Annotated in this window: 16 protein-coding genes; 7 read left to right on the top strand and 9 right to left on the bottom strand. The window is 62.4% G+C overall.

Features of this window, described 5'->3' with window-relative positions:
* Window positions 1–64 precede the first annotated feature (64 nt).
* Window positions 65–286: a hypothetical protein gene (locus tag E0L37_RS19360; protein ID WP_063140744.1), complete on the bottom strand. Its 222-nt coding sequence runs from the start codon at window positions 284–286 to the stop codon at window positions 65–67.
* Between the two features lie 367 nt (window positions 287–653).
* Here E0L37_RS19360 and fdhD point away from each other — a divergent pair, with 367 nt between their 5' ends.
* From fdhD to E0L37_RS19345, 3 genes are all read left to right on the top strand, one after another.
* Window positions 654–1,517: a formate dehydrogenase accessory sulfurtransferase FdhD gene (fdhD, locus tag E0L37_RS19355; protein WP_133493295.1), complete on the top strand. Its 864-nt coding sequence runs from the start codon at window positions 654–656 to the stop codon at window positions 1,515–1,517.
* Between the two features lie 176 nt (window positions 1,518–1,693).
* Window positions 1,694–2,572 (top strand): DNA ligase, encoded by an 879-nt coding sequence (locus E0L37_RS19350; RefSeq protein ID WP_133493294.1) that lies wholly within the window; start codon window positions 1,694–1,696, stop codon window positions 2,570–2,572.
* A gap of 39 nt (window positions 2,573–2,611) precedes the next feature.
* Window positions 2,612–3,601 (top strand): NAD-dependent epimerase/dehydratase family protein, encoded by a 990-nt coding sequence (locus E0L37_RS19345; RefSeq protein WP_133493293.1) that lies wholly within the window; start codon window positions 2,612–2,614, stop codon window positions 3,599–3,601.
* Here E0L37_RS19345 and E0L37_RS19340 read toward each other — a convergent pair whose 3' ends face one another.
* A complete protein-coding gene (locus tag E0L37_RS19340; RefSeq protein WP_133493292.1) occupies window positions 3,602–4,570 on the bottom strand; it encodes a methyltransferase in 969 nt (322 codons plus the stop codon).
* A 144-nt stretch (window positions 4,571–4,714) separates the two neighbouring features.
* On the opposite strand from E0L37_RS19340, the gene E0L37_RS19335 reads away from it, so the two are divergent.
* A complete protein-coding gene (locus E0L37_RS19335) occupies window positions 4,715–6,658 on the top strand; it encodes a transglycosylase SLT domain-containing protein (RefSeq protein ID WP_133493291.1) in 1,944 nt (647 codons plus the stop codon).
* A gap of 195 nt (window positions 6,659–6,853) precedes the next feature.
* Here the strand turns inward: E0L37_RS19335 and E0L37_RS19330 are convergent, their stop codons facing one another.
* Both E0L37_RS19330 and E0L37_RS19325 read right to left on the bottom strand, forming a co-directional pair.
* Window positions 6,854–7,600, bottom strand: coding sequence for a hypothetical protein (locus E0L37_RS19330; RefSeq protein ID WP_133493290.1), 747 nt, complete (start codon window positions 7,598–7,600; stop codon window positions 6,854–6,856).
* Window positions 7,601–10,633 carry a DUF748 domain-containing protein gene (locus E0L37_RS19325; protein WP_133493289.1) on the bottom strand — a complete coding sequence of 1,011 codons (3,033 nt, stop codon included), beginning with the start codon at window positions 10,631–10,633 and terminating at the stop codon, window positions 7,601–7,603.
* A 196-nt stretch (window positions 10,634–10,829) separates the two neighbouring features.
* On the opposite strand from E0L37_RS19325, the gene E0L37_RS19320 reads away from it, so the two are divergent.
* Window positions 10,830–11,306, top strand: coding sequence for a hotdog fold domain-containing protein (locus tag E0L37_RS19320; protein ID WP_133493288.1), 477 nt, complete (start codon window positions 10,830–10,832; stop codon window positions 11,304–11,306).
* Window positions 11,307–11,312: 6 nt separating this feature from the next.
* On the opposite strand, the gene E0L37_RS19315 is transcribed toward E0L37_RS19320, so the two are convergent.
* The 5 genes from E0L37_RS19315 to E0L37_RS19295 all read right to left on the bottom strand — a co-directional run bounded on the left by E0L37_RS19315 (window position 11,313) and on the right by E0L37_RS19295 (window position 15,863).
* Complete coding sequence (locus tag E0L37_RS19315; RefSeq protein WP_236564008.1) at window positions 11,313–11,954, bottom strand: alpha/beta family hydrolase; 642 nt, start codon at window positions 11,952–11,954, stop codon at window positions 11,313–11,315.
* Window positions 11,955–12,028: 74 nt separating this feature from the next.
* The gene (locus E0L37_RS19310; RefSeq protein ID WP_133493287.1) at window positions 12,029–12,790 is read right to left on the bottom strand and encodes an SDR family oxidoreductase; all 762 of its coding nucleotides are present in this window, start codon (window positions 12,788–12,790) and stop codon (window positions 12,029–12,031) included.
* A 226-nt stretch (window positions 12,791–13,016) separates the two neighbouring features.
* Complete coding sequence (locus tag E0L37_RS19305) at window positions 13,017–14,063, bottom strand: PA0069 family radical SAM protein (RefSeq protein WP_133493286.1); 1,047 nt, start codon at window positions 14,061–14,063, stop codon at window positions 13,017–13,019.
* 86 nt (window positions 14,064–14,149) lie between these two features.
* A complete protein-coding gene (locus E0L37_RS19300) occupies window positions 14,150–14,461 on the bottom strand; it encodes a DUF2288 domain-containing protein (RefSeq protein WP_133493285.1) in 312 nt (103 codons plus the stop codon).
* A gap of 64 nt (window positions 14,462–14,525) precedes the next feature.
* Window positions 14,526–15,863, bottom strand: coding sequence for an alkaline phosphatase D family protein (locus E0L37_RS19295; protein ID WP_240687514.1), 1,338 nt, complete (start codon window positions 15,861–15,863; stop codon window positions 14,526–14,528).
* A gap of 716 nt (window positions 15,864–16,579) precedes the next feature.
* On the opposite strand from E0L37_RS19295, the gene E0L37_RS19290 reads away from it, so the two are divergent.
* Both E0L37_RS19290 and metG read left to right on the top strand, forming a co-directional pair.
* Entirely contained in the window at window positions 16,580–19,330 is a 2,751-nt protein-coding gene (locus E0L37_RS19290; RefSeq protein ID WP_240687512.1) for a hybrid sensor histidine kinase/response regulator, read from the top strand.
* A 121-nt stretch (window positions 19,331–19,451) separates the two neighbouring features.
* Window positions 19,452–21,485 carry a methionine--tRNA ligase gene (metG, locus tag E0L37_RS19285; protein ID WP_133493284.1) on the top strand — a complete coding sequence of 678 codons (2,034 nt, stop codon included), beginning with the start codon at window positions 19,452–19,454 and terminating at the stop codon, window positions 21,483–21,485.
* Window positions 21,486–21,723: the final 238 nt, after the last annotated feature.

Genomic DNA, 21,723 nt, shown 5'->3' with positions numbered 1-21,723 from the left:
TCAGGACAGGGCACGACAGGCCCTGTCGGAAGCCCGGGACCGGAGCAGACCGGAGACAAGGAGGTCAGGCGGAAACCTGGCTATGCCGCGGTTCCGGCCGCAGGAACGCCAGCACCGCCATGTACACCAAAGCGAACGGCGGCACCAGGGACATGAACAGGCCCAGCACGGCGGCAAGAATCGGCGCGCGAACTTTCTTGCGTGCCAGAAAATAGGAAATCACTGCACAGAGCACAGCCCAGGCGATCGCCATCTGCCCCAGCAGGGTGGTACTGATATCCATCATTAGCCTCTACCTTTTGTTATCGAATAGTATCGGTTTCGGTGCCGCTCTCCACGGGGGGTGGCACTCCGGTTTGTAGCTCCCGGCCTTCCCCGATCCGTAAACAGACTTGATCCAACATCAGGGAGCGGCGATCAAAAATCAACCCCTTTTTTGGGTTCATCGTAGATTAGTGGGGGCCGATCTTACCTTCCATCAGGGACCTCGGAAGGCCACCCGGGCTCCCGATGGAAACCCATATTCCCGCTATTCCGCGATGAACCTGAATAAAGCCTCTGACATTTTGGACCCGGGGCCCGAATCGCCCTATCCTAAGAGCCTGGATGACAGAACAACGCAGGACACGTCCTGAACCCATGAGGTAACGACCATGACGTCTTCCCGGCCCGGTGCCGGGCGTTCCTCCGATGAAGATTCTGCTCTGGTGGATCCGTCCCCCCGTTACGATTATCTGGAATACAGCCCCCACGCAGTGTCCGGCGATCAGCCGCTTGCCGCCGAAGTGGCGGTGGCGATCAGCTATAACGGCATCAATCACGCGGTAATGATGGCGACCCCGAACGATGTGGAGGATTTTGTTACCGGCTTCACGCTGACCGAGGGCGTGGTGGATAGCCCCCTGGCGATCCGCGACATCGATCCGACACCACTGGAAGACGCGATCCAGGTTGAAGTGACTTTAAGCAGCCGAGCCTTAAGCGCCTTCAAACACCAGCGCCGCAACCGGGCGGGCAGCGGCGGCTGCGGCCTGTGCGGGGTGGAGGCCCTGGATCAAGCCTTACCCCGGTTGCCCGAGCGGGACGCCGCGCCACTGCCACCACTGGTCCACCTGACGGGATTACGTGAACGCTTCCAGGCGACACAAGTTCTCGCCCGCGACAGCGGCGCCATGCACGCGGCGGTTTATGTGGATGGCGCCGGTAAAACGCGTCTGTGCCGCGAGGACATCGGCCGTCATAACGCCCTGGATAAGCTGATCGGCGCCTGCGTCCGCGCGGGCCTGGATCCGGCCAGCGGTTTTTTGGCCATCACCAGCCGTTGCGGTCTGGAATTGATCCACAAAGCAGTGCGCGCCGGTGCCGGCACCCTGGTGAGTCTGTCCGCGCCATCATCGCTGAGCGTGCGGCAGGCGCGCAGCAGCCGGCTGAACCTGATTCATCAACCCCGCCGCGGCGCTCCCCGATTGTTCAGCCCGCCCCCCAGCGAGCAAAACGGGCACAAGCACCTGGACTAAAAGGCTTACGGGCCCAGAATTTTTTCCAGCGCCCGGCCACCTGTTCCGCGTCCTTGTCAGCCAATCACCATGGGCAGGCAGCCATAGTCCTACACGTATTTCAGCCTGGACCTGCATCCCCGGCCCGCCCCTTCTTCTACACTGGCTCCGTCAATGGATGACCAGGAGGAACAAGGATGTCCCGCCCAATTTTGTACTTCATCGGCACGTTACTGATCGCCACCACTCTGGTAATGGCCGCCGCGGCCCGGGCGGCGAAAGCACCGGCGCTGATGCTGGCGAATACTTATGAAGAAGGCATTGATCTGAGCAACTACTGGGTCAGCGAGAAGCTGGATGGCGTGCGCGCTTACTGGGATGGGCAGCGGTTTTTGTCGCGCAACGGAAATGTGATCGATACCCCGCCCGGCTTTACCGAAGGCTTTCCCGACCAACCGCTGGACGGCGAGTTATGGATGGGGCGCGGCACCTTCAGTCAGTTGGTCGGGATACTCAACCGTCGCACGCCACCCGCGGAACCCTGGCGACATATCTATTTCATGGCGTTTGATCTGCCCTCGTCCGCGGGTCCGTTCGACCAGCGGCTGCCGCGACTGCGCGAACTGATTGACGATGCCGCCCTGCCCCACCTGTACCTGGTCGACCAGCGCCGGGGACACGACCACGCCACGCTGATGCGCGATCTGGAGCAGGTGGTGGCGGCGGGCGGAGAAGGCCTGATGCTGCATCGCGGCGGCGCGCCTTACCGGGGCGAACGCAATGACAATCTGCTCAAGGTAAAGCCCTATCTGGACGCGGAAGCGGAAGTGGTCGCGGTGATCCCCGGCGAAGGCAAGTACACCGGAATGATGGGGGCGCTGCTGGTGAAAACGCCCGGCGGGCGTCATTTCCGTCTGGGCACCGGTTTCAGCGATGCGCTGCGGGCTCGCCCTCCGGCCATTGGCAGCGTCGTCACCTACAAATACCACGGCCACACTCGTCATGGCCTGCCCCGGTTCGCCAGCTTTCTGCGCCTGCGCGAAGAAGGCCCGGGCTTTACACGCTCCCCGCCCTAGGCGATAACCGGAGACAAACCATGAATGGGGAGCGACAACATGCCCAGCGCCTTTATCACCGGAGCCCGGGGGTTTCTCGGTTGCCACATCGCCCGCCTGCTGGTGGAACAAGGCTGGCAGGTCACCGCCCTGCTGCGCCCCGGCAGCGACGGCCAAGCGCTGCGGGAAGCCGGGATGAAAATCGTCCATGCCCCGCTGAGCAACGCCACCGAACTCACTCTGGTAATGCCGCCGGCGGTGGACGCCGTGTTCCACGTAGCCGGCAATACCAGTCTCTGGCGACGGCGGCGCGACCAGCAGTATCAGGACAATGTCATGGGCACCCGGGCGGTGGTCACCGCCGCCCTGCGCAATCAGGCGGGCAGGTTGATTCATACGTCTTCGATTTCCGCATGGGGGCAGCAGGATGGCATCATCCACGAGGAAATCCCCTCCAACGCCGCCAACGATTGGATCGGCTACAACCGCACCAAATATCTGGCGGAAGAAGAAGTCCGTGACGGCGCCCGTCAGGGCCTGAGCACGGTGATCCTCAACCCCTGCGCCATCATTGGCGCCGGCGATACGCATAACTGGTCGCAGATGATCAGCCTGATCGATCAGCGCCGTCTGCCCGGCGTTCCCCCTGGTGGTGGTAATTTCGGCGCGGTGGAGGAAGTGGCGCGGGCCCATCTGGCGGCCTGGGACGCAGGCCGGGACGGGCACAACTATATCCTGGCCGGCGTCGAGGCCAGTTTTCTGGAACTGGCGCAAACCATCGGGCGGCTGCTGGGCCGGCCAGCGCCCCGCAAAGTGACGCCACGTTGGGCGCTGGGCCTGCTGGGACAGTTGTCCCCCATCGCCGCTCGTTTCTCCGGTAACGAGCCACGTCTGACGCCGGAAAAGGTAGCGCTGATTTCCACGCGCAGCCGGGTCAGTGGCGCCAAGGCGGTACGGGAGCTGGGTTTTGATGATCAGGTACCGCTGGAGATCATGCTGCGTCGATGCATCGACTGGATGCGCGCGGAAGGAATGCTGAGTGTCACCTGATCAACGGCGGGCCCGATAAACCCGGAAGCGATTGGTTTCCCGTACCACGGTCACTTGCCGGAAAGCGTCGTCCAGCCACTGGGCATAGGGCAATTCCCGGTTTGCCACCAGCCAAAGTTCCCCGTCCGCTTGCAGATGCTCTGGCGCCTGTCGGATCAAACGGCGAGTGATCTGGGTGGTACGCTCACGGCCATCGTGGAACGGAGGGTTGGTCACCAGCAGATCAAAGCGACCAGTGATGCCGTCAAACAGATCGCCGCCCTGTATCTCGGCGCTCAAACCGTTATCGGCCAGCGTGGCGCGGGCTGCGGTCACCGCCGTGGCACTTGGATCCAACGCCTGCACCCGGCAGCCGGCCCGGGCCAGCCAGACCGTCAGCACACCGGCACCGCAACCAATATCCAAAGCCTTGCCACCACCGACATCGGCGGCTTCCAGGGCATCCAGCAGCAAGTCGCTGCCTTCGTCGAGGCGGCCGTGGCTGAACACACCGGGGTAACTGGTCACCCGTGCACCGCGCACCTCGATCACCGCGGCCTGCTCCGCCAGGGATAGCGGTGGCCCAGGTCTCAGTTGCGCCTCATACAGTTTGCAGTGGCGGGCGCTGTCGAGCAGTTGGATGTCATCGGCGAAGCCCTTGAGCCGGGTAACGCCGCCACGGATCCCGCCCTTGGCCGGCCCCACCAACCACAGCGGCAGCGGCTTGCGGATCACGCCGGCCAGATGGCGCAACAGCAGCGTCATGCGGTCCGCCGCTTTCGGCAACGGCAGGATCAACAAATCGGTGTCCTCGGCCACTTCCGGCAACGGCCGCCACTGATCCGCCGACACGGTAAAATCATCGGCATGCAGCCACAGGGAGGCCGCCGGCAGATCGGCCAGGGCCGCGTCATCGGCCTCCACCACCCCGACCCGGCGAGCCGCCAGCGCGGACGCCTGACGTTGCAAAAGTTTTGTGCTGTTTTCCATCACGGTCACCGGTCAGGGCAGGCGAAAAAAGGGGCGACAGTATAAACCCCGGCGCCGGCGCCACCTCAAGTTTTACATTCACCGCGCACGCCCGGCGGTCGCGTCTCGCTAGAATGGTGAGATCACCCTACGAATGGAGGCAGGATGATCCGTCGCGCCGTACTGGTTTTCAGTTTCGCTTGTAGCGCCCTGGCATGCGCCACACAACCCGTGAACACAAATTTCGAGGACGCACTGCGGGCAGCTCGCGACAATGATTGGGAAACACTGGCGCAATTGGAACCACGCATCGCCCAGGACTACCCGCTGCGCGATTACCTGGAATTCCATCATTTGCGCAGAGACCTTCCGGAGCTGAATCCTTCGCGTCTGCGTGACTACCAAAACCGCTATCCCCGTTCCCCGTTGCCGGCGGACATTCGCCAGATGGCCTTGATCGCTTACGCCAAGGCCGGGCGCTGGGATGCCGCCGCCAAAGCCATGGACAGCCCTCCCACCGCCATTGAAGCGCGCTGTTACTATCAACGGGCCCAGTTGCGCCATGATCGCGATGCCGCACTGAAGGACGCCCGTGAAATCTGGCTGGCGGGCCAATCCCGCCCCTCCGCCTGCGACCCTCTGTTCGAAGCCGCCCAGGCCGCCGGCGTCATCGGCCAGGAACAAATCTGGCAACGCATGCAACTGGCGTTCGAAGCCCGGGCCACCGGACTGATGCGCTATCTCAAACGTATGCTCGACGAACCCTACCAGACCGCTGGAGAATGGCTGGAGCAGCTTTATCACAACCCGGACAAGGTCGCCGACTTACCGGCGACGCTGGCCGATACCCGGCGCCAGGAACTGATCTCCGCGGCCTTGCAGCGCATGGCCTATACCAATACCACCGGTGCCCGTCAGGCCTTCGAGCAAAGAGCCAGGCGCTGGGGGCTCACCGACCCGGCACTGTATAGCGCCGCCGGTGATCGGATTGCTTTTTATTCCACTATTCGGGGCATTCGCGGAAATCAGGACTGGCTCGACCGGTGGTTGTCGGACCACCCCGATACCGCCCTGCTGGACCAACGCATTCGCCGCGCCGTTATTGAGCAGGACTGGCCCGCCGTGGCACGCTGGATCCAACGCCTGCCCAGCGAGGAAGCCAGCGACAGCCGCTGGCGCTACTGGGCCGGCCGGGCCGCTTGGGAAAACGGCCAGCGGAACCAGGCGACACCACTGTGGCGGCAGGCCGCCGAGCAACGGAATTTCTATGGTTTTCTAGCCGCCGACCGGCTCGGGCAGACCTACAGTTTCAATCAGCAAGTCTACCAGCCCGATACCAATGTCAACCTGCCTCCCGGCGTGATCCGCGTGCGCTTGCTGCGTGACATGGGAGAGTACGGCGCCGCCTGGAAAGAATGGCACTGGCTGATGTTGCACAATGACCGGCCCCATCAGGACCGTCTGGCCCAGTACGCGCTGGAGCAAGGGTGGTACGACCTCGCCGTGCAGGCTTCCATTCAGGCCAAGGCCTGGGACACGCTGGCCTGGCGCTTCCCGGCCGCCTACAGCAAGGAATTCGCCCGCGCCAGCGCCCGTCACAAACTGGACCCATGGCTGGCGATGGCGATTTCCCGCCGGGAGAGCGCCTTCAACCCCCGCGCCCAGTCCCATGCCGGCGCCATGGGCCTGATGCAGCTGATGCCCGGTACCGCGCGCAAGGTCGCCATGGATGAAGAGCAGCCGGCCCCCTCCCGTGATCAGGTGTTTGATCCAGAAACCAACATCAATCTGGGCAGCCGCTACCTGTCCGATATGTTGGGCCGTTTCAACGATAACCGGATTCTGGCCCTGGCCGCCTATAACGCCGGGCCGGGCCGTATTCCCCAGTGGTTGCCGGAACGCAGCGACACCCGCCCGATGGACGTGTGGATTGAATCGATTCCCTTCCGTGAAACCCGCGAGTATGTGCAGGCGGTGCTCACCTACCGGGTACTGCTGGCGGGTTTGCACGCCCCTGACGAGAAGGTGCGTCTGACTACCCCGGCGGAGCGTAACGCGGGCTATTCCCAGGCGCTTTTGCAAAGCGATGAGGCACTGGTGAGGAAGTAAAGACATCGTGGCCCACGAACCCGTGGAATCCCACAGCTGTAGACCCGCCAGCTTACAGGCTGGCACGCCTACATGCCGTATTCGCTGGCAAGCCAGCTTCCCACAGCAGCTTCGTAGTTCCCCTCCGTGGGAAGCTGGCTTGCCAGCGAATACGGCGTGAATGGATGTTTCCAAGACCGATTAACTGGCCGCGGGCTAGTTCAGCTGGCGGATATGGTAGTTAAGACGCCCGTCACGCACTGACGGAGCCAGCGCCGGATGCGCCTGCACCCGGCGCCGCAGGTGTACGCTGCGCGCCGACAACCGGGAAAACGCCACCACCGCATTGTGGCAGTCGCCACAGGACAGGCGGAAGCGGCTGGCCCAACCGGCCATGGCGGCGGAGCCAGCCGCGTGGCTGTCGCGAAACTCACGATAGTCGCCGAAGTTCATCACCAGCACCCCCTGTTCGGAGACATGCCGGCTCAGACTGTCGCACCAGTCGCGATCCGCCGCCACCGCCCGTGTTACGGATTCGTCACTGGGCGCGAACAGATCCTCGATGATCAGATCGAATGGCGGCCCCTGGTAATCACGGAGCCACTGCACCGCATCGCCTTCCACCGTTTCCATATCATCGTCGATCACCTGAAACACGTCCCGCGCCACGGTCAGATGCAACGGGTCCATTTCCACCGCCACCAGACACTCCGGTTTCAATAACCGGCGCAGCGGCGGGATCAGCGTGCCGCCTCCCAAACCCAGCACCAGCACCCGCCGCAGCCGTTCCGGTTCTCCCAATAACGCCGGCAACCACAACAGATCCCAGACACTGCCGGTGACCAAACGGCGGGGGTGGAATTCGGAGTGCTGCACCCCATTGGCGTACAGCTCCAAAGTGGTTCGCCGGCGACGCACCTGATAACACACCCCGTCGTGCTGCTGCTCCCAGATCAGACTCATTTAATCGTTGCCCAGCCCAAGTTGGATGCCCGCCAGTTTACCGTCCATGGCCGGATCCCCAAGACGAACCCGGCCCGCATCCAATCCATGCTGCTCCACCAGTTCGTTGCGCGCGTTCTCCGCCCGCTGCGTCGCCAAGGTCCGCAGCGTCTGTGCGCTGACGTCCTTGGCGGCGGCTTCCACCAGCCGCTCCCAGGCCAGCCGGGCACGGCGGGCGTCGGCGGCGTCATCGCGACCTTCCACGCCCAATTCGGCGCTGTCGGCATCGAATCTTTTCTCGAACTCCTTGACGATGCGTTTGCCCCAGCGATGGTCGGCCAACGCCGCCTGCTCTCCCGGCCAGTCACCACGGAACATGCCTTCGCTCAACTGTTCACCCAGGGCCTGGCGGGCAAAGGCGGCCCGATCCTCGTCATTGGTTTGTCCGCTGAGCACCACCGACAGGCCCGGTCGTTTGCTGAGCACATCATTCAAGGTCGCCAGATTCTGCCGGGTCTCCGCACCGGGCAGGGCGTCACCGGCGGGAAACGCGATCTGCTCCAGATCCTTGCCGCCGGCCAGGCTGGACAACAGTGAAAATGGCGCGGTGGCGGCCTTCACCAATACGTTCTTGATCACGGTGAAGATCAGCCCCGTGACGCTGAAACTGGGATCGTTCATGTCACCGGAGACATTCAACGGCAAATTGATCATGCCCGAGGAATCACGTAACACCGACAAGCCCAGCCGAACCGGCGCATTCACGGCTTCGTCGCTCTGCACCCGGTCACCCAGGAAAAAGCGGTCGGCGGCCACCGTGGAGCGGCTTTCCAACTGATTGTTTTCGATCTTCACCGTGGAGTTCACGCTCAGCAAGCCACGGCGCACCGCGTAGCCGAGGAAGCGGCCGGTGTAAGGCGTCAGCCCTTCCATGCCGTAGCTCTGGAAATCCATTTTCAGATCCAGGAATAACGGATCCGGTGACACCGAGCCTTCCGCCTTCAAGGGCGCATTGCCATTCACCTTGCCATTCAGGGTAATCGCGGCACGGCCCCCGCCAGTGTCGAAATTGCGTACCGTGCTGTTCCATTGCTCCAGAGAAATGGCGAACGGTTTCGACAGCGATGCATCGTTGTGCGCCAGCTTGGAATTCTTCACACGGACCTGTTTGAGGCCGACCCGCCAGGCCGGCCCTCCGGCATCACCGCCACCACCGCCACCACCGCCAGTGTTCAGCCGCGACACCAGGTCCCGGCCCTGGGCGTCCACCCGATTGATCAGATCCAGGCCACTGACATCAATATTGGCCACCGTGGCGCGATGCTCGGCGGTGTTGACCGACACACCGCTGGCCTGCAACGACGCCAGTTTGGCGAAGCTCTGGCCATTTCCTTCAAGCAGATCCAGGTTGTTCAGTCCAGCACCGCCGGATACGGTCACCACCGGTTCCTCGCCGGCGACGTCCACTTTTAGGTCAGCACTGGCCTGGCCACGGCGTATGGTGATCGGCACGGCCTGCTTCACCCAGGGCGCGAACGTCGGCAACGGGACGGCGTCCGCCTTGATCGCCGCCGAAATGTTCAGCGGCGACAAGCTGCCTTCGCCGCTGTGATTGAGCCGGCCACTCTCCGCCAGCACCGCGTCGCCCTGCCAATGCCAACTGATCTGGTCGCCCACGGTGACGTCGGTGACGGTCAGATTGGTGTTGGTGAACGCCACCGGCGTGGCCGGACTCACGGTTTTGTCCAGCAACGTCAGTTGCGCCTGTTCCAAGACCAGGGTTTGAAGTGCCACCCGCCAGGGCTCGACAGCACTGTCTTCCGCATTTTCCTGTTCCTCTTCGGCCGGATTGCGCGGCAGAAACAGGGTGGCCAGATCAAGCCCTTCCTGATCCAGCTCCGCGTTCACCACCGCCTCGCTGATCCGCACCTCCGGCACCGTCACTTCCCTGGATACGGTGTCCAGACTTACGCCATTGACGGCGATGCGCGGTAGCGTCAGGTTGGCGTCCTCCTGGCCGGCACGACGAATCACCAGATTGTCCAGTTCCAGCGTACCGTTGCGCACCGTCAGGCCCTGCCCCTGTTCCGCCGAGAAGCGGTAATCCGCGCTCAACGCCAGATGGCCGGACGGAATGCGGAAATCAAACTGGGAGCGCAACAGTTGGGCAAAGGACACCAGATCCACCTGGGCCATACTCAGCCGACCATCGGTGCTCAATGGTTGCAAGTTAAAGCGGCCGCTCCATTCCAGCGTACCGCCATCCGGCCCCTCGATGTTCAGGGCATAGCGATTGTCTTCCTGCTCAGGCGCGCGGGTGGTGAGGTCCTCGACCTTGAACTCCACCGGCAGTGTCAGGGTCACCGGCTCCTCACCCGTGGCGTCGATGAAGCGCACTCTCCCGGCGGTCAATTGCAGCACGTCCACGGTCAGCGCCGGCACCTGTGATTCCTGTTGTGACGCCGCTTCGGTCTCGCTGGCGGGCGTTGTCTCCGCCACCAACGGTTCCTGCTGCTGCTCCGGTTGCTCCTGTTCCGGCGGCTCCGGCTCGTCAGTCGCGACGGTATCTGGGCTATCCGTATCCGGGCTATCCGTATCGGCGCCATCGGCGCCGGCGTCATCCGTGCCGGCGGCCGGTTGTGAGAGCCGCGCCAGAATATCGTCGATACTCAGTTCGCCGCCCTGGCCTCGCCACAAGCCCGCGTCCAGTCCATCCAGACTGATTTCCCTGACCCAGGGACGCCAATGAAACAACGAAGACCAGAACTGGGCATTGACGAACAGACGCTGAAACCCGAGCAGGGTCTCGGTGCGGTCGTCGGCGATATCGAACCCTTCCACCGTGGCCGATAAAACGAAGGGATTGAGGCTGACCTTCTCCACCGTGACCGTCCGGCCCAACAATGAGGACAATTCCTGTTCCGCCTTGCCGCGCAGCCAGCCGGGCAGGATCAGCCCCACCACCACCAGATACAGCACATAGAGGAAAAGGCAGATCACCACCGTACGCCGGCCCCAGCCCTGGCGGCGCCACCACTGTAATGGGGTGTCCATGTCAGTCTCCTGTTCCTTGCGTCCGTGAGAGTCTTACCGCCCGAGATAGCCGCTGTTCCGAGACAGCCCTTGCCAACACCACTTGCCGAGGCCCTGCCCTCAATATCGACGGCGAGACCGCCGCCGCGGTTTCCACGGCCATTGTGCCGGGAATCAGTGCCGGCACAATCGGGGCCTTCCTTTTCGGAGAGCCCCCATGAGCGACAACTATCTGCTTAATCTGTACCGCAAAACCCGCCGGATTCCCAAGGGGCGGGAATTGTTTTCCCTGATTTTCAGCCGCAAGGCGCCCTATTTCGGCACCGTCCGACCGTTGATCGCCGAACTGCGCCCCAACTACTGCGAAGTTCACATCAAAAAGCGCAAAGCAGTGGAGAACCACATCGGCACCGTTCATGTCATTGCCATCTGTAATGCCTTGGAAGCCGCCATGGGCGCCATGGCCGAAGCCTCCATTCCCAAACACCTGCGCTGGATTCCCAAGGGCATGGACGTACGCTACACCGCCAAGGCCAACAGCGATATCGTCGCCACCGCCGAGGTGGACGCCGATGCCTGGGAAAATGGTCCGGACCTGCCGGTCACCGTCACCGCCCGACGCGACGATGGCACCGTGGTGGTGGCCGGGACCATCTACCTCTGGGTCACCGAGAAACCGGCCCGGGACGCCTGACATCCGCTAGCAGGCGTCGATGAATTCGACGATGCGATCCGCCGCCTGACGCAGGTTATCCTGGTGGCTTACCGGCGCTGATTTTCGCGGCTTCAGGTCGTGGTCCCCATCGGGCAGCCAGGTCACCGTCACCTGGCCGCCCAATGCATAGCCAGCCACTTCCGGTGGCCTGCCGAACGGGTCGCGCTCTCCCTGACAGATCAGGGTCGGCCGTGACAACGACGGCAGGTGGCCGGTGCGGGTACGCTCCGGTTTGCCCGGGGGATGAAACGGATAGCCCAGGGCCACCACGCCGGCCCAGGGCTGATTGTCCGCTCCGGTGTCCGCCGCCAGCAGCGTCGCCATGCGCCCCCCCATGGATTTGCCACCAATCCATAGTGGCAATCCACTGTCTTTTTCCTTGAGCACCTCGCCCACAACGGCATCGAATCGCGCCAGCAACTTCTCGGCCCGATCCGGCGGCGCCTTGACACCTTCGCGACGGCGCCGGTCCATATACTCAAATTCAAAGCGGGCCACCTGAATACCCCGATCCGCCAGCAATTCCGCCATGCTTGTCATGAAAGGGCTGTCCATCGGCGCCCCGGCGCCATGGGCCAACACCAGGGTGACTTTTGGCCGCTCCGGCCGATTCCACAACAACGACAATGATCGGTCTCCTCAGAGCCTGTTTGCGATCCATCCAACTAAGGAAAGTGAGCCTGGCCCTTCGGGTTTCGGTGTCAGGCCTGCAGCCAGGCGGCAATGCGGCGGGTCGCCAGGCGTGGGGAGAATTTGCCAAGCCAGACCAGCAACCGGTTACGCCAGCCCGTCACCACGATGGCGCGCCGCCGGTGCTCCAGAGACTGGCGCACCACGTCTCGGGGCTGCATGGTACCGGCCTTGAACAGCCTGGTCCCGCCCATGTTGGCCTGATCGGCGAATTCAGTGCGCGTGGCGCCGGGACAAAGCGCACTGACCTTGATGCCCTGGCCGCGCAATTCCTCATGCAACGCTTCGCTGAAGGACAGCACGAACGCCTTGGTGGCGTAGTAGACAGCCATGTTCGGCCCGGCCTGGAAGGCCGCGGTGGAAGCCACGTTGATGATGAACGCATCGCGGGCATTGCTCAGTTGCGGCAACACCTGCCAGGTCAATGCCACCAAAGCGTTGACGTTTACCTGGATCATGTTCATCTGCCGTGACAGCGGCAGATCCTTGAACAGCCCCCGGTCACCAAAACCGGCGTTATTGACCAACCCCACCAGACGAATCGCGCGGGTATCCAGCTCGTGTATCAGGCGCGATACCGCGTCCACCCTGGACAGATCGCATTCCAGCGCCACCACTTCGATATTGAACGAAGCGGCCAGTTCCTCACCCAATTGCCGCAGGGCCGGCAAGCGCCGCGCCGCCAGCACCAAATTGTACCCTTCCGCCGCCAATTGCCGGGCGAAAGCATCGCCAATACCGGCGCTGGCGCCAGTGATCAGTACCGCTTCCATACCCCGCTCCGTCGATGGTTCAGTTCCAGTCAGTTAACGCTTTTTTCACTGCATATTTAAGTGTTGATTCGTAAAAGGCTGTTCAATGATGGCAAAAGCGCTGGACGCTGGTAATGCAAAACCAGCCCCAACACCCTGGCAAGAACCAAAACACCTATTTGCTTCCGCAACACCCGCGGCCCCGGGTTTTGACTTTAGCGTCTAGCGTCTGACATCCGGCCCACATCTAATCCCCCCACAAACTCATCTGGCCTTCCTGGCCCGGCGGTCGAAAACCGGAAATATCCAGTTTGAAACCTTCCCGGGGCGCCAGACCATGACGCTGGCAGGCGTTGCGAAAACGCTGGGACAACAGCGACGCCCAGGGCCCCTTGCCCTGATGTCGATGAAACCAGCGGCTGTCATAGGCGGCCCCGCCGTGCAGTTCCCGCAGTGTCGACATCACCCGCCCGGCGCGATCCGGATAATGCTCCCGCAGCCATTGCTCCCACAGCGCGCCCAGCTCATGAGGCAAACGCAGCACCACATAACCTGCACTGCGGGCGCCCGCGGCGGCCACCTGCTCGACGATGTCCTCCAGTTCATGATCGTTGATGAACGGAATCAGCGGCGCCACCAGCACCGTCACCGGCACACCGGCCCGGGCCAGTTCCCTCACCACCCGTACCCGCTCACGGCCGGCGGTGGCCCGTGGTTCCAGTTGATTCTTCAGCGTGTTGTCCAGGGTGGTCACGGACACCGCCACGCTGGCTCGCCCGTTGCGCGCCATCGGCGCGATCAGATCCAGATCCCTCAGTACCAGGGCGCTTTTGGTAATCAGGCTGAACGGGTGGGCACAATCGGACAACACCTGCAGGATCTCCCGGGTAATGCGTCGCTCCCGTTCCACCGGCTGATAGGGATCGGTGGCGGTGCCGACCACCAAAGGACGGCAGCGGTAGCCTGGTTTGCGCAGCGTTTCACGCAACACTTCGGCGGCGTTGTCCTTGCAGAAGATCTCGCTTTCAAAATCCTGCCCCGGCGACAGGTCCACATAGGCGTGGTTGGGGCGGGCGAAACAATAAATGCAGCCATGCTCGCAGCCCCGATAGGGATTGACGCTGCTGTCGAAGTGCAGATCCGGGCTGCGATTATGGGTAATAACGGAGCGGGCGATTTCCCGGTGATAACGGGTGGGTCGCGCCTCCGGGGGCTCGTCCCGCTCTATCCGGGTCACCGCGAAACGTCCCTCACATTCGCTCAGGGTACCCCGGTTACCGGCTTGATTGGCCATGATCCACCCTCAATAATACTGATCATTTGAACAGTATTATTGAGGGAGACCAGAGTCAACGCAAGCGCTTTGGGCGCACTGGAAGATCAGTGCAACGGAATCGGCTGGACCAGCACCCAGGGCTTCACCACCAGGGTCCACAGCTCCTGATCGGTCTCGAACCAGCCCTGCGCCTGCTGGTCCTGAACCAGGTCCACCTCGCCGTCCTTGCGCCAGACGGAAATCCGTGCCGCCTGATCCTCGGCGAACGCCGCCGCCACATCGATCAGATCCAGATGCCCCGCCACCGCCACCACCAGCCCCCGGGCAAAAAAAGGCTGCAGTTCGGACCAACGCATCGGAGCGGTTTCCTGGTTCAGTTTTTCTCGCAATACCTGGCCAGGGGAAGGCTCGGTCATGACGGCTCCGGACAAAAGAAGGGGCGCCATTATGGCCCAGGTGAGGGTCGGGGAAAAACCGCCATCACCATTGAATTTCCCGCCCGACCTGAGGCAGGGGCTCACCGTGTCGATCATAGGCGGTCAGCGAGGCGCCATTGTCATCGAGCACAATTCGCGAGAACGCATCACGGCTATGCACTTCACCGGGTACCGAGACTTTGCCCACCGACAACCGGCTCAAACCGCGCAGGTGGTGCTGATCCCGAATCATCGGGCGGTACCAGCGGAACGCCATCAGCGCGGTGGGCCAGAACAGGCCGGAACAAATCCAGGCATGTACCGGCGCCCGGCCGCGGGCATCCAGGCGCGCGTAGAGCGAGGCATGCACATCGCCGCTGAGCACCAGCACCCGCCGGCAGCCGGCATCGCGGATACCGTCCAGCAGCCGCTGTCGCTGGGCCCGGAACCCTTCCCAGGCATCATCGCCACGGAACGGCCAGCGCTGTTCCGGGAACAACGGCACCGAGGACACCAGACATTTAATCCTGTCCGGCTCGGTATTGAGCCACTCCAGCACCGCCCGTTCCTGCACCTTGGAGGTGATGCGCTTTTGCCAGGGCCAGCGGCTCAGCACCCGCTCGGTACGCAGGTCCATCATGAAGAAGTCCGCGCAGCCCCAGCGGAAACGGTACCAGAGCGCATCCGGGTCACGATCCAGCCGGGTGCCGGCATCGTTCAGCGGTACCGCCGGCGAATGCGAGGCCTGATAGATCTGATAGGCCTTGATCGCCGCCGGATACTTGCTGGTCCAGAGATCGGCGTCCGCCCGTGCCGGCCAGTTATTCTCGATCTCGTGGTCATCAAGGATCATGTGCTGGTTGTAACGGGACATCAGCCGCTTGATGTTGGGCTGACCAAAGCTCTGCCGGTACAGGTCGAAATAATGTTGCTGGGTGGACGCCGCCGCCAGCCGCCAGGTGGCGTCGGCATAGACCTGATCACCGCCAAACATGACGAAATCGGTGGGCTCATGCTCGGCGATGCCGGCCATGGTGGCGAACACCCGGTCGGCCCGGGCGTCCTCCACTTCCCGGTCACTGCCGACGAAGCGGTAACAACAGGAACCGAACAGGAACCGCGCCGGGGCGCTTTCATCCAGCGGCGAGGTACGGAAGGCACCGTTGTCGGCCCCGTCCCATTGCAGTGCCGCATCGGCCACGGCACTGTCACTGACCCAGCCGGCCTGGAACTGGTAACGGCTTCCCGGCTCCAGCTCCGAGAGCACCACCACGCCGCTGCTGTCGAAATTACCGTTGATGCGAAAATGCTTCGGCCCGCGCCAGTGGCTTTCCCCTTCACGACGCCAGCGAATCCGCCCCAGCGCCTTTTTTTCCCCGGCCACCAGCGATGCGGTCGGCATCACGCCCAAAATACGTACCCGCCGTGGCGCTACCGCTCCGACCACGGGTCCCACTGAAAATGAGTGGACTCTCACATTCCCCCCTTACTGTGACCACTGGCAATGGCGATCACCCTGTGAACCGTCGCCGGGGCGACGTCAAAAATTGCTCCCGGCCATTAGTGTCCCACAATCCGCTGGCACGCTGACACGCAACACGCCGGCACGCCAAACCCAAGGCCCGCTTCCCGGCCTTGGGGACACCAATTCAAAGTAACCCCGTCATGCCGGACTTGATCCGGCATCTCCTTCCACGAAACCATGCGCCCTGCGGACCCGGGTCACACAACGGTGCTTAAAGCACCGTTTGGACGCCCCGCGGGGCGCCCCGAAGGGGGAGTTCAATGGTCTTAAACCAGGGAACTCTCCCCCCGGGATGCCCGAGTGGTTTCAAAGCGTGTTGGCGTGCCAGCGTGTTGCGTGTTAGCGGCCCGCTCCACAACGGTGGGACAGCCATCGCTCCCGGCGTTTTTTTGTGACCACCGTCCATGGCGGTCACCCTGTGGGCCGTCGCCAAGGCGACGTCAAAATCGCTCCCGGCGATTTTTTCCTCCCTATTCCGAGCTGGCAAGGCCGCCATACTTAATTAATACTATCCCGATGGATCGTCTCATCGGGTTACAACGATTTTGATCAAGGACGCACCGAACCGCTCAATCCGGCTCGCACTTTCGGGCTTGCTGATCTTACTGTTGTCGGTAAGCGCGCATGCCGTGGAAAAGGTGGTCATCAACGACGGCGACGATGACCTCGCCCCTTATTCTCATCTGGACTACTTCTGCGCACCGCCCAATCGAGTGCCCGACCGTGACACCCTGACCCGTGATCCACAACGCTGGCCATGGCAGCCAGCCGGTGATCACGCCCCCAATCTGGGCTTCACCCGGGACCATTGCTGGTTCCGGATGGCGATGGAGAACCAGGATCCGTCACGCACCGACTGGCATCTGGAAATCCCCTACGGCCTGCTGGGTCGGGTCCAAGTGTACGTGCTGGACGAGCAAAATGCGCTGCTCTCGGAGTATCGGGCCGGCATCGACCTGCCCTTTGGGGCACGCCCGGATCCCCATGCCCTGCCGGCATTCCCGCTCAACCTGCCCGCCGGCGAGCCGCGCACCGTGCTGATGCAGGTGGACTCCGCCCACAGCATCCAGTTGCCCGTGCGATTGCTCAGTTCCGAGCATTTCCATCAGCAGTTGCAGCACAGGACCCTGCTGCAAGGCCTGTTCTTCGGCGGCATGCTGGTGATGATTCTCTACAATCTGGTGCTGTTCTTCACCATCCGCGAGCGCGTTTATCTGCTGTACGTCTGCTGGTCCCTGGTGGTGACGCTGTTCATGGCGACGTTACACGGGTTCAGCCAGCAGTATCTGTGGCCGGGTTCCGCTTTGATCAGCCAGTACTCGGTGCATTACCTGTTGCCGCTGATCGTCATCATGCCGTCGTTGTTCAGCCTCAACTTCCTCGGTCTGGCCGAGCGAGCTCCGCCGCTGGCCCAGCTGCTCAGGGGGTTGGTGACGGTGGGAGTGGTACTGCTGTTGGCGGCCCCCTTCATCGGCCGCGATACGCTCATCCCGATCTGCGTGCTGGCTATTCTGGCCATGGATATCACCATCATGGCGGTGGCGGTGGCGCGAGCTCTGGCCGGGGATCCCGATGCCCGTATTTTCACCCTGGCCTGGACCTGTTTCATGGTCGGCGCCGCCACCATGGCGCTGAACAAATACGGCGTACTGCCGCGGACCACGCTTACCGAGAATCTGGCGCAAATCGGCGTCTTTCTGGACGTGGTGTTGCTGTCCCTGGCACTGGCCCGGCGCATCACCCGGCTCAAGGAAGCCCACGCCCATTCCGTGCGCGACAAGGCGGTGGCGGAGATGGAAGCGTTCAAGGCCGGGGCCCGCAACCAGGCCAAGAGCGAATTCCTGGCCACCATGAGCCACGAAATCCGCACCCCGATGAACGGCATCATCGGCATGACCGACCTGCTGCGGCGTACCGATCTGACGCACCAGCAGGGCCAATATGTGGACACCATCTACCAGTCCACCCAATCACTGGTCACGGTGATCAACGACATCCTCGATTATTCGCGCATCGAGTCCGGCAAGCTGGAACTGGAGCTTCAGGAGGTGGACCTGGAGGCCCTGGTGGACGATTGCGTGCGGCTATTCACCGCCCGGGCCAACGAAAAACGGCTGCCGCTGTACACCTACATTGATTCGCGGGTGCCGCAGTACATCCAGGCCGACCCGATCCGTCTCAAACAGATTCTCACCAACCTGCTCAGCAACGCCTTCAAATTCACCGATCGCGGCCAGGTGGCGCTGCACCTGACGGTGCGCCAGTCGCCGGACGACCAGGGCTACTGCGTGCTGATGATGGAAGTGGTGGACACCGGCATCGGCCTGGACGAGGCGCAACAGCGCAATCTGTTCCAGGTGTTCAACCAGAGCCCCCACGGGGCTCGCCACAAGGCCCAGGGAGCCGGGCTCGGCCTGACCATCTGCAAGCGCCTGGTACAGTTGATGGGCGGCGAGATCGGCGTATCCAGTTCCCTGGGACGCGGCGCCACCTTCTGGCTGACCCTGCCCACCCGGGTTCAACGTGGTCCACGACAAGACCGGCCTCTGGCCGGCCGCAAGGTCATGCTGCTCAACCAGGACGCGGCTCTGTCATTGAGCCTGTCCCAGTTGCTCACCCGCTGGGGGCTGCAGGTGTACGAGAACAACGATGCCCGGGAAGCCCTGAACACCCGCCCGGCGGACCTGGAAGTGGATCTTCTGATCGCCGCGGAAGACAACCTGCGGCCGTGCGATGACCTGTTGGCCGCGCGACGCGCCTTTGGCAACCCGCCCTTGATGATCCTGCAAACCATTGGCGCCCAATTGGAAGGTGAACTGCCGGAAGACATGCTGCTGCTGGAAACACCGGTGTCCTCCCGGGGCCTGAAAAACACCCTGGGCCAGTTGCTGCGGCAGCAGCAGCCAGCCGTTCCCGAATCCGGCCCGCGTCCGACCAGCGGCTCGCCCCTGTCCCGATTGAATGTCATGGTGGTGGAAGACAATGCCGTGAACCAGTTGGTGATCGACTCCATTCTGCGCTCCCTGGGCATCCACGCCACTTTGCTCAATCACGGCGGGCAGGCGCTGGAGCAGGTAATGCAAACCCTGGGAGGCTGGGACGTGATCTTCATGGACTGTGAGATGCCGGTCATGGACGGCTATCAGGCCACCCGCGAGATCCGCCAGTTCGAGGCGGACCGGGAAGTGGATCCGAGCTGGATCATCGCGCTCTCCGCTCACGCCACCAATGACTATGTCCAGAAAGCGCGGGAAGCCGGCGTGGATGACTATCTCAGCAAACCGGTTTCGCGGGATCAGGTGATGGAAGCGCTGCAGCGCAACCGCGCCATCGCCAACCTGTAAGATCGGTCAACGCCGGGGCACGGACCGCGATCCGCCGGATGCCCCGCCCGAATCAGGCGTGAAAATAACCGCCATGGCCAGTATCATAGCCGGTCCGATTCCGTCCACGATGTAGTCTTCCATGAGCGACCAAACCCGTAAGATCCTGGTTACCAGCGCCCTGCCCTACGCCAATGGCCCGATTCATCTGGGCCACCTGCTGGAATACATTCAGACCGACATATGGGTGCGCTTCCAGAAATTGCGTGACGTCAACTGCCTTTATGTCTGCGCCGACGACGCTCACGGCACCGCCATCATGCTCAAGGCGCAGGAAAACGGCATCACGCCGGAGCAGCAGATCGCCCAGGTGAAAGCCGATCATGAACGGGATTTCGCCGACTTTCTGATCCGCTTCGATAACTACTACAGCACCCACAGCCCGGAGAACAAGGCGCTCTCCGAAATGGTGTTCCAGCGTAACAAGGACGCCGGCTACATCGTCGAGAAGACCATCACCCAGCTCTACGACCCGGAAAAGGGCATGTTCCTGGCCGACCGCTTCGTCCGCGGCACCTGCCCGAAATGCAAATCGCCGGATCAGTACGGCGACAACTGCGAGGTGTGTGGCGCCACCTACTCGCCGGCGGAGCTGATCGAGCCCTATTCCGCCATCAGCGGCGCCACTCCGGTGGAAAAGGAGGTCACCCAGTTATTCTTCGACCTGCCTCAGTTCGAACCGTTGCTGCGCGAATGGACCCGCTCCGGCTCCCTCCAGGAAGGCGTGGCCAATAAGCTTCAGGAATGGATGGAAGATCTGCAGCCCTGGGATATCTCCCGGGAGGCGCCCTACTTCGGCTTTGAAATTCCCGGCTATCCGGGCAAGTTCTTCTATGTGTGGCTGGACGCTCCGATCGGTTACATGGCCAGCTTCCAGAATCTGTGCGAGCGCGAGGGGCTGGATTTCGATGAATACTGGCAGTCGGACTCCAAGACCGAGCTGTATCATTTCATCGGCAAGGACATCATCAACTTTCACGGCTTGTTCTGGCCGGCGATGCTGGATGGCGCCGGGCTGCGCAAGCCCTCCGCCATCTACAGCCATGGCTTCGTCACCGTGAACGGCGCCAAGATGTCCAAGTCCCGCGGCACCTTCATCAAGGCCCGCACCTATCTGGAACATCTGGATCCGGAGTATCTGCGCTATTACTTCGCCGCCAAACTCAACAGCCGGGTGGACGACTTCGATCTCAACCTGACCGACTTCGCCCAGCGCGTGAATACCGATCTGGTCGGCAAGGTGGTGAACATCGCCAGTCGCACCGGTAACTTCGTCAAGAAATTCGGCGGTACACTGAGTGCCCAGTTGGATAATCCTTTGCTGGTGCGCGAAGCCCAGGAGGCGGCGCCCCGCATCGCCGAATTCTATGAACAACGGGAATTCGGCAAGGCAATGCGGGAAATCATGGCGCTGGCCGATCACGCCAACGGCTACATCGCCGACAAGGCCCCCTGGACCCTGGCCAAGGAAGAAGGCCGGGAGCAGGAAGTGCTGGCCGTGTGCACCACCGCTCTGAACGTATTCCGTCTGCTGACACTGTATCTGAAACCGGTACTGCCTGGCCTGGCGGAACGGGCGGAACAGTTTCTGGCGATCGACCCGATGACCTGGGCGGACACCGACAAGTTGCTCCAGGAGCACCCGATCAACAAGTTCACCCCTCTGATGGCGCGGGTGGACATGGCCCACATCGAAGCCATGCTGGAAGATTCCAAGGACTCCACACCGGCGCCGGCAGCCAAAAAGGAAGACAGCAAAGCGGCCGGAGCGGAGGACCGGGGTAACGATCACATTGACATCAAGGACTTCGGCAAGGTGGAGCTGCGCGTCGCCAGGGTCATCGAAGCATGCCATGTGGAAGGTGCCGATAAACTGCTGTGTCTGCGGCTGGACGTTGGCGCGCTCGGCGAACGTACCGTGTTTTCCGGCATCAAGGCCAAATACAGCCCGGAGCAATTGAACGGCCGTTTGCTGGTGCTGGTGGCCAACCTGGCGCCACGCAAGATGAAATTCGGTGTTTCCGAAGGCATGATTCTGGCCGCCGGCCCCGGTGGTGAGGATATTTTCCTGCTGTCCCCGGACAGCGGCGCCGAACCCGGTATGGAAGTGGGCTGAACAAAACGGTCATGGACGGTGGCTAAAAAAGGTTCATCGCGAAATAACGGGAATGTGGGCCTCCATCGGGGAGGCGGCTCCACAACGGCGGCCGCCGGCACAGAAGGGGCTACGAAGCCGCTGTGGGAGATTCTATGGTGCCCTGCAATGCTTAAAAGAGCTTTGCGGGGCAATATTCTTGTTGCTGCTTCATCAGGGCGAAGGCGGTGCGGGCGATCTTCCGGGCCAGGATGACCAA

It is taken from the genome of Alcanivorax sp. 24 (assembly GCF_004360225.1).
In the GTDB taxonomy this organism is placed as follows: Bacteria; Pseudomonadota; Gammaproteobacteria; order Pseudomonadales; family Alcanivoracaceae; genus Alloalcanivorax; species Alloalcanivorax xiamenensis.
This window is presented reverse-complemented; position numbering and strand designations above follow the sequence as displayed.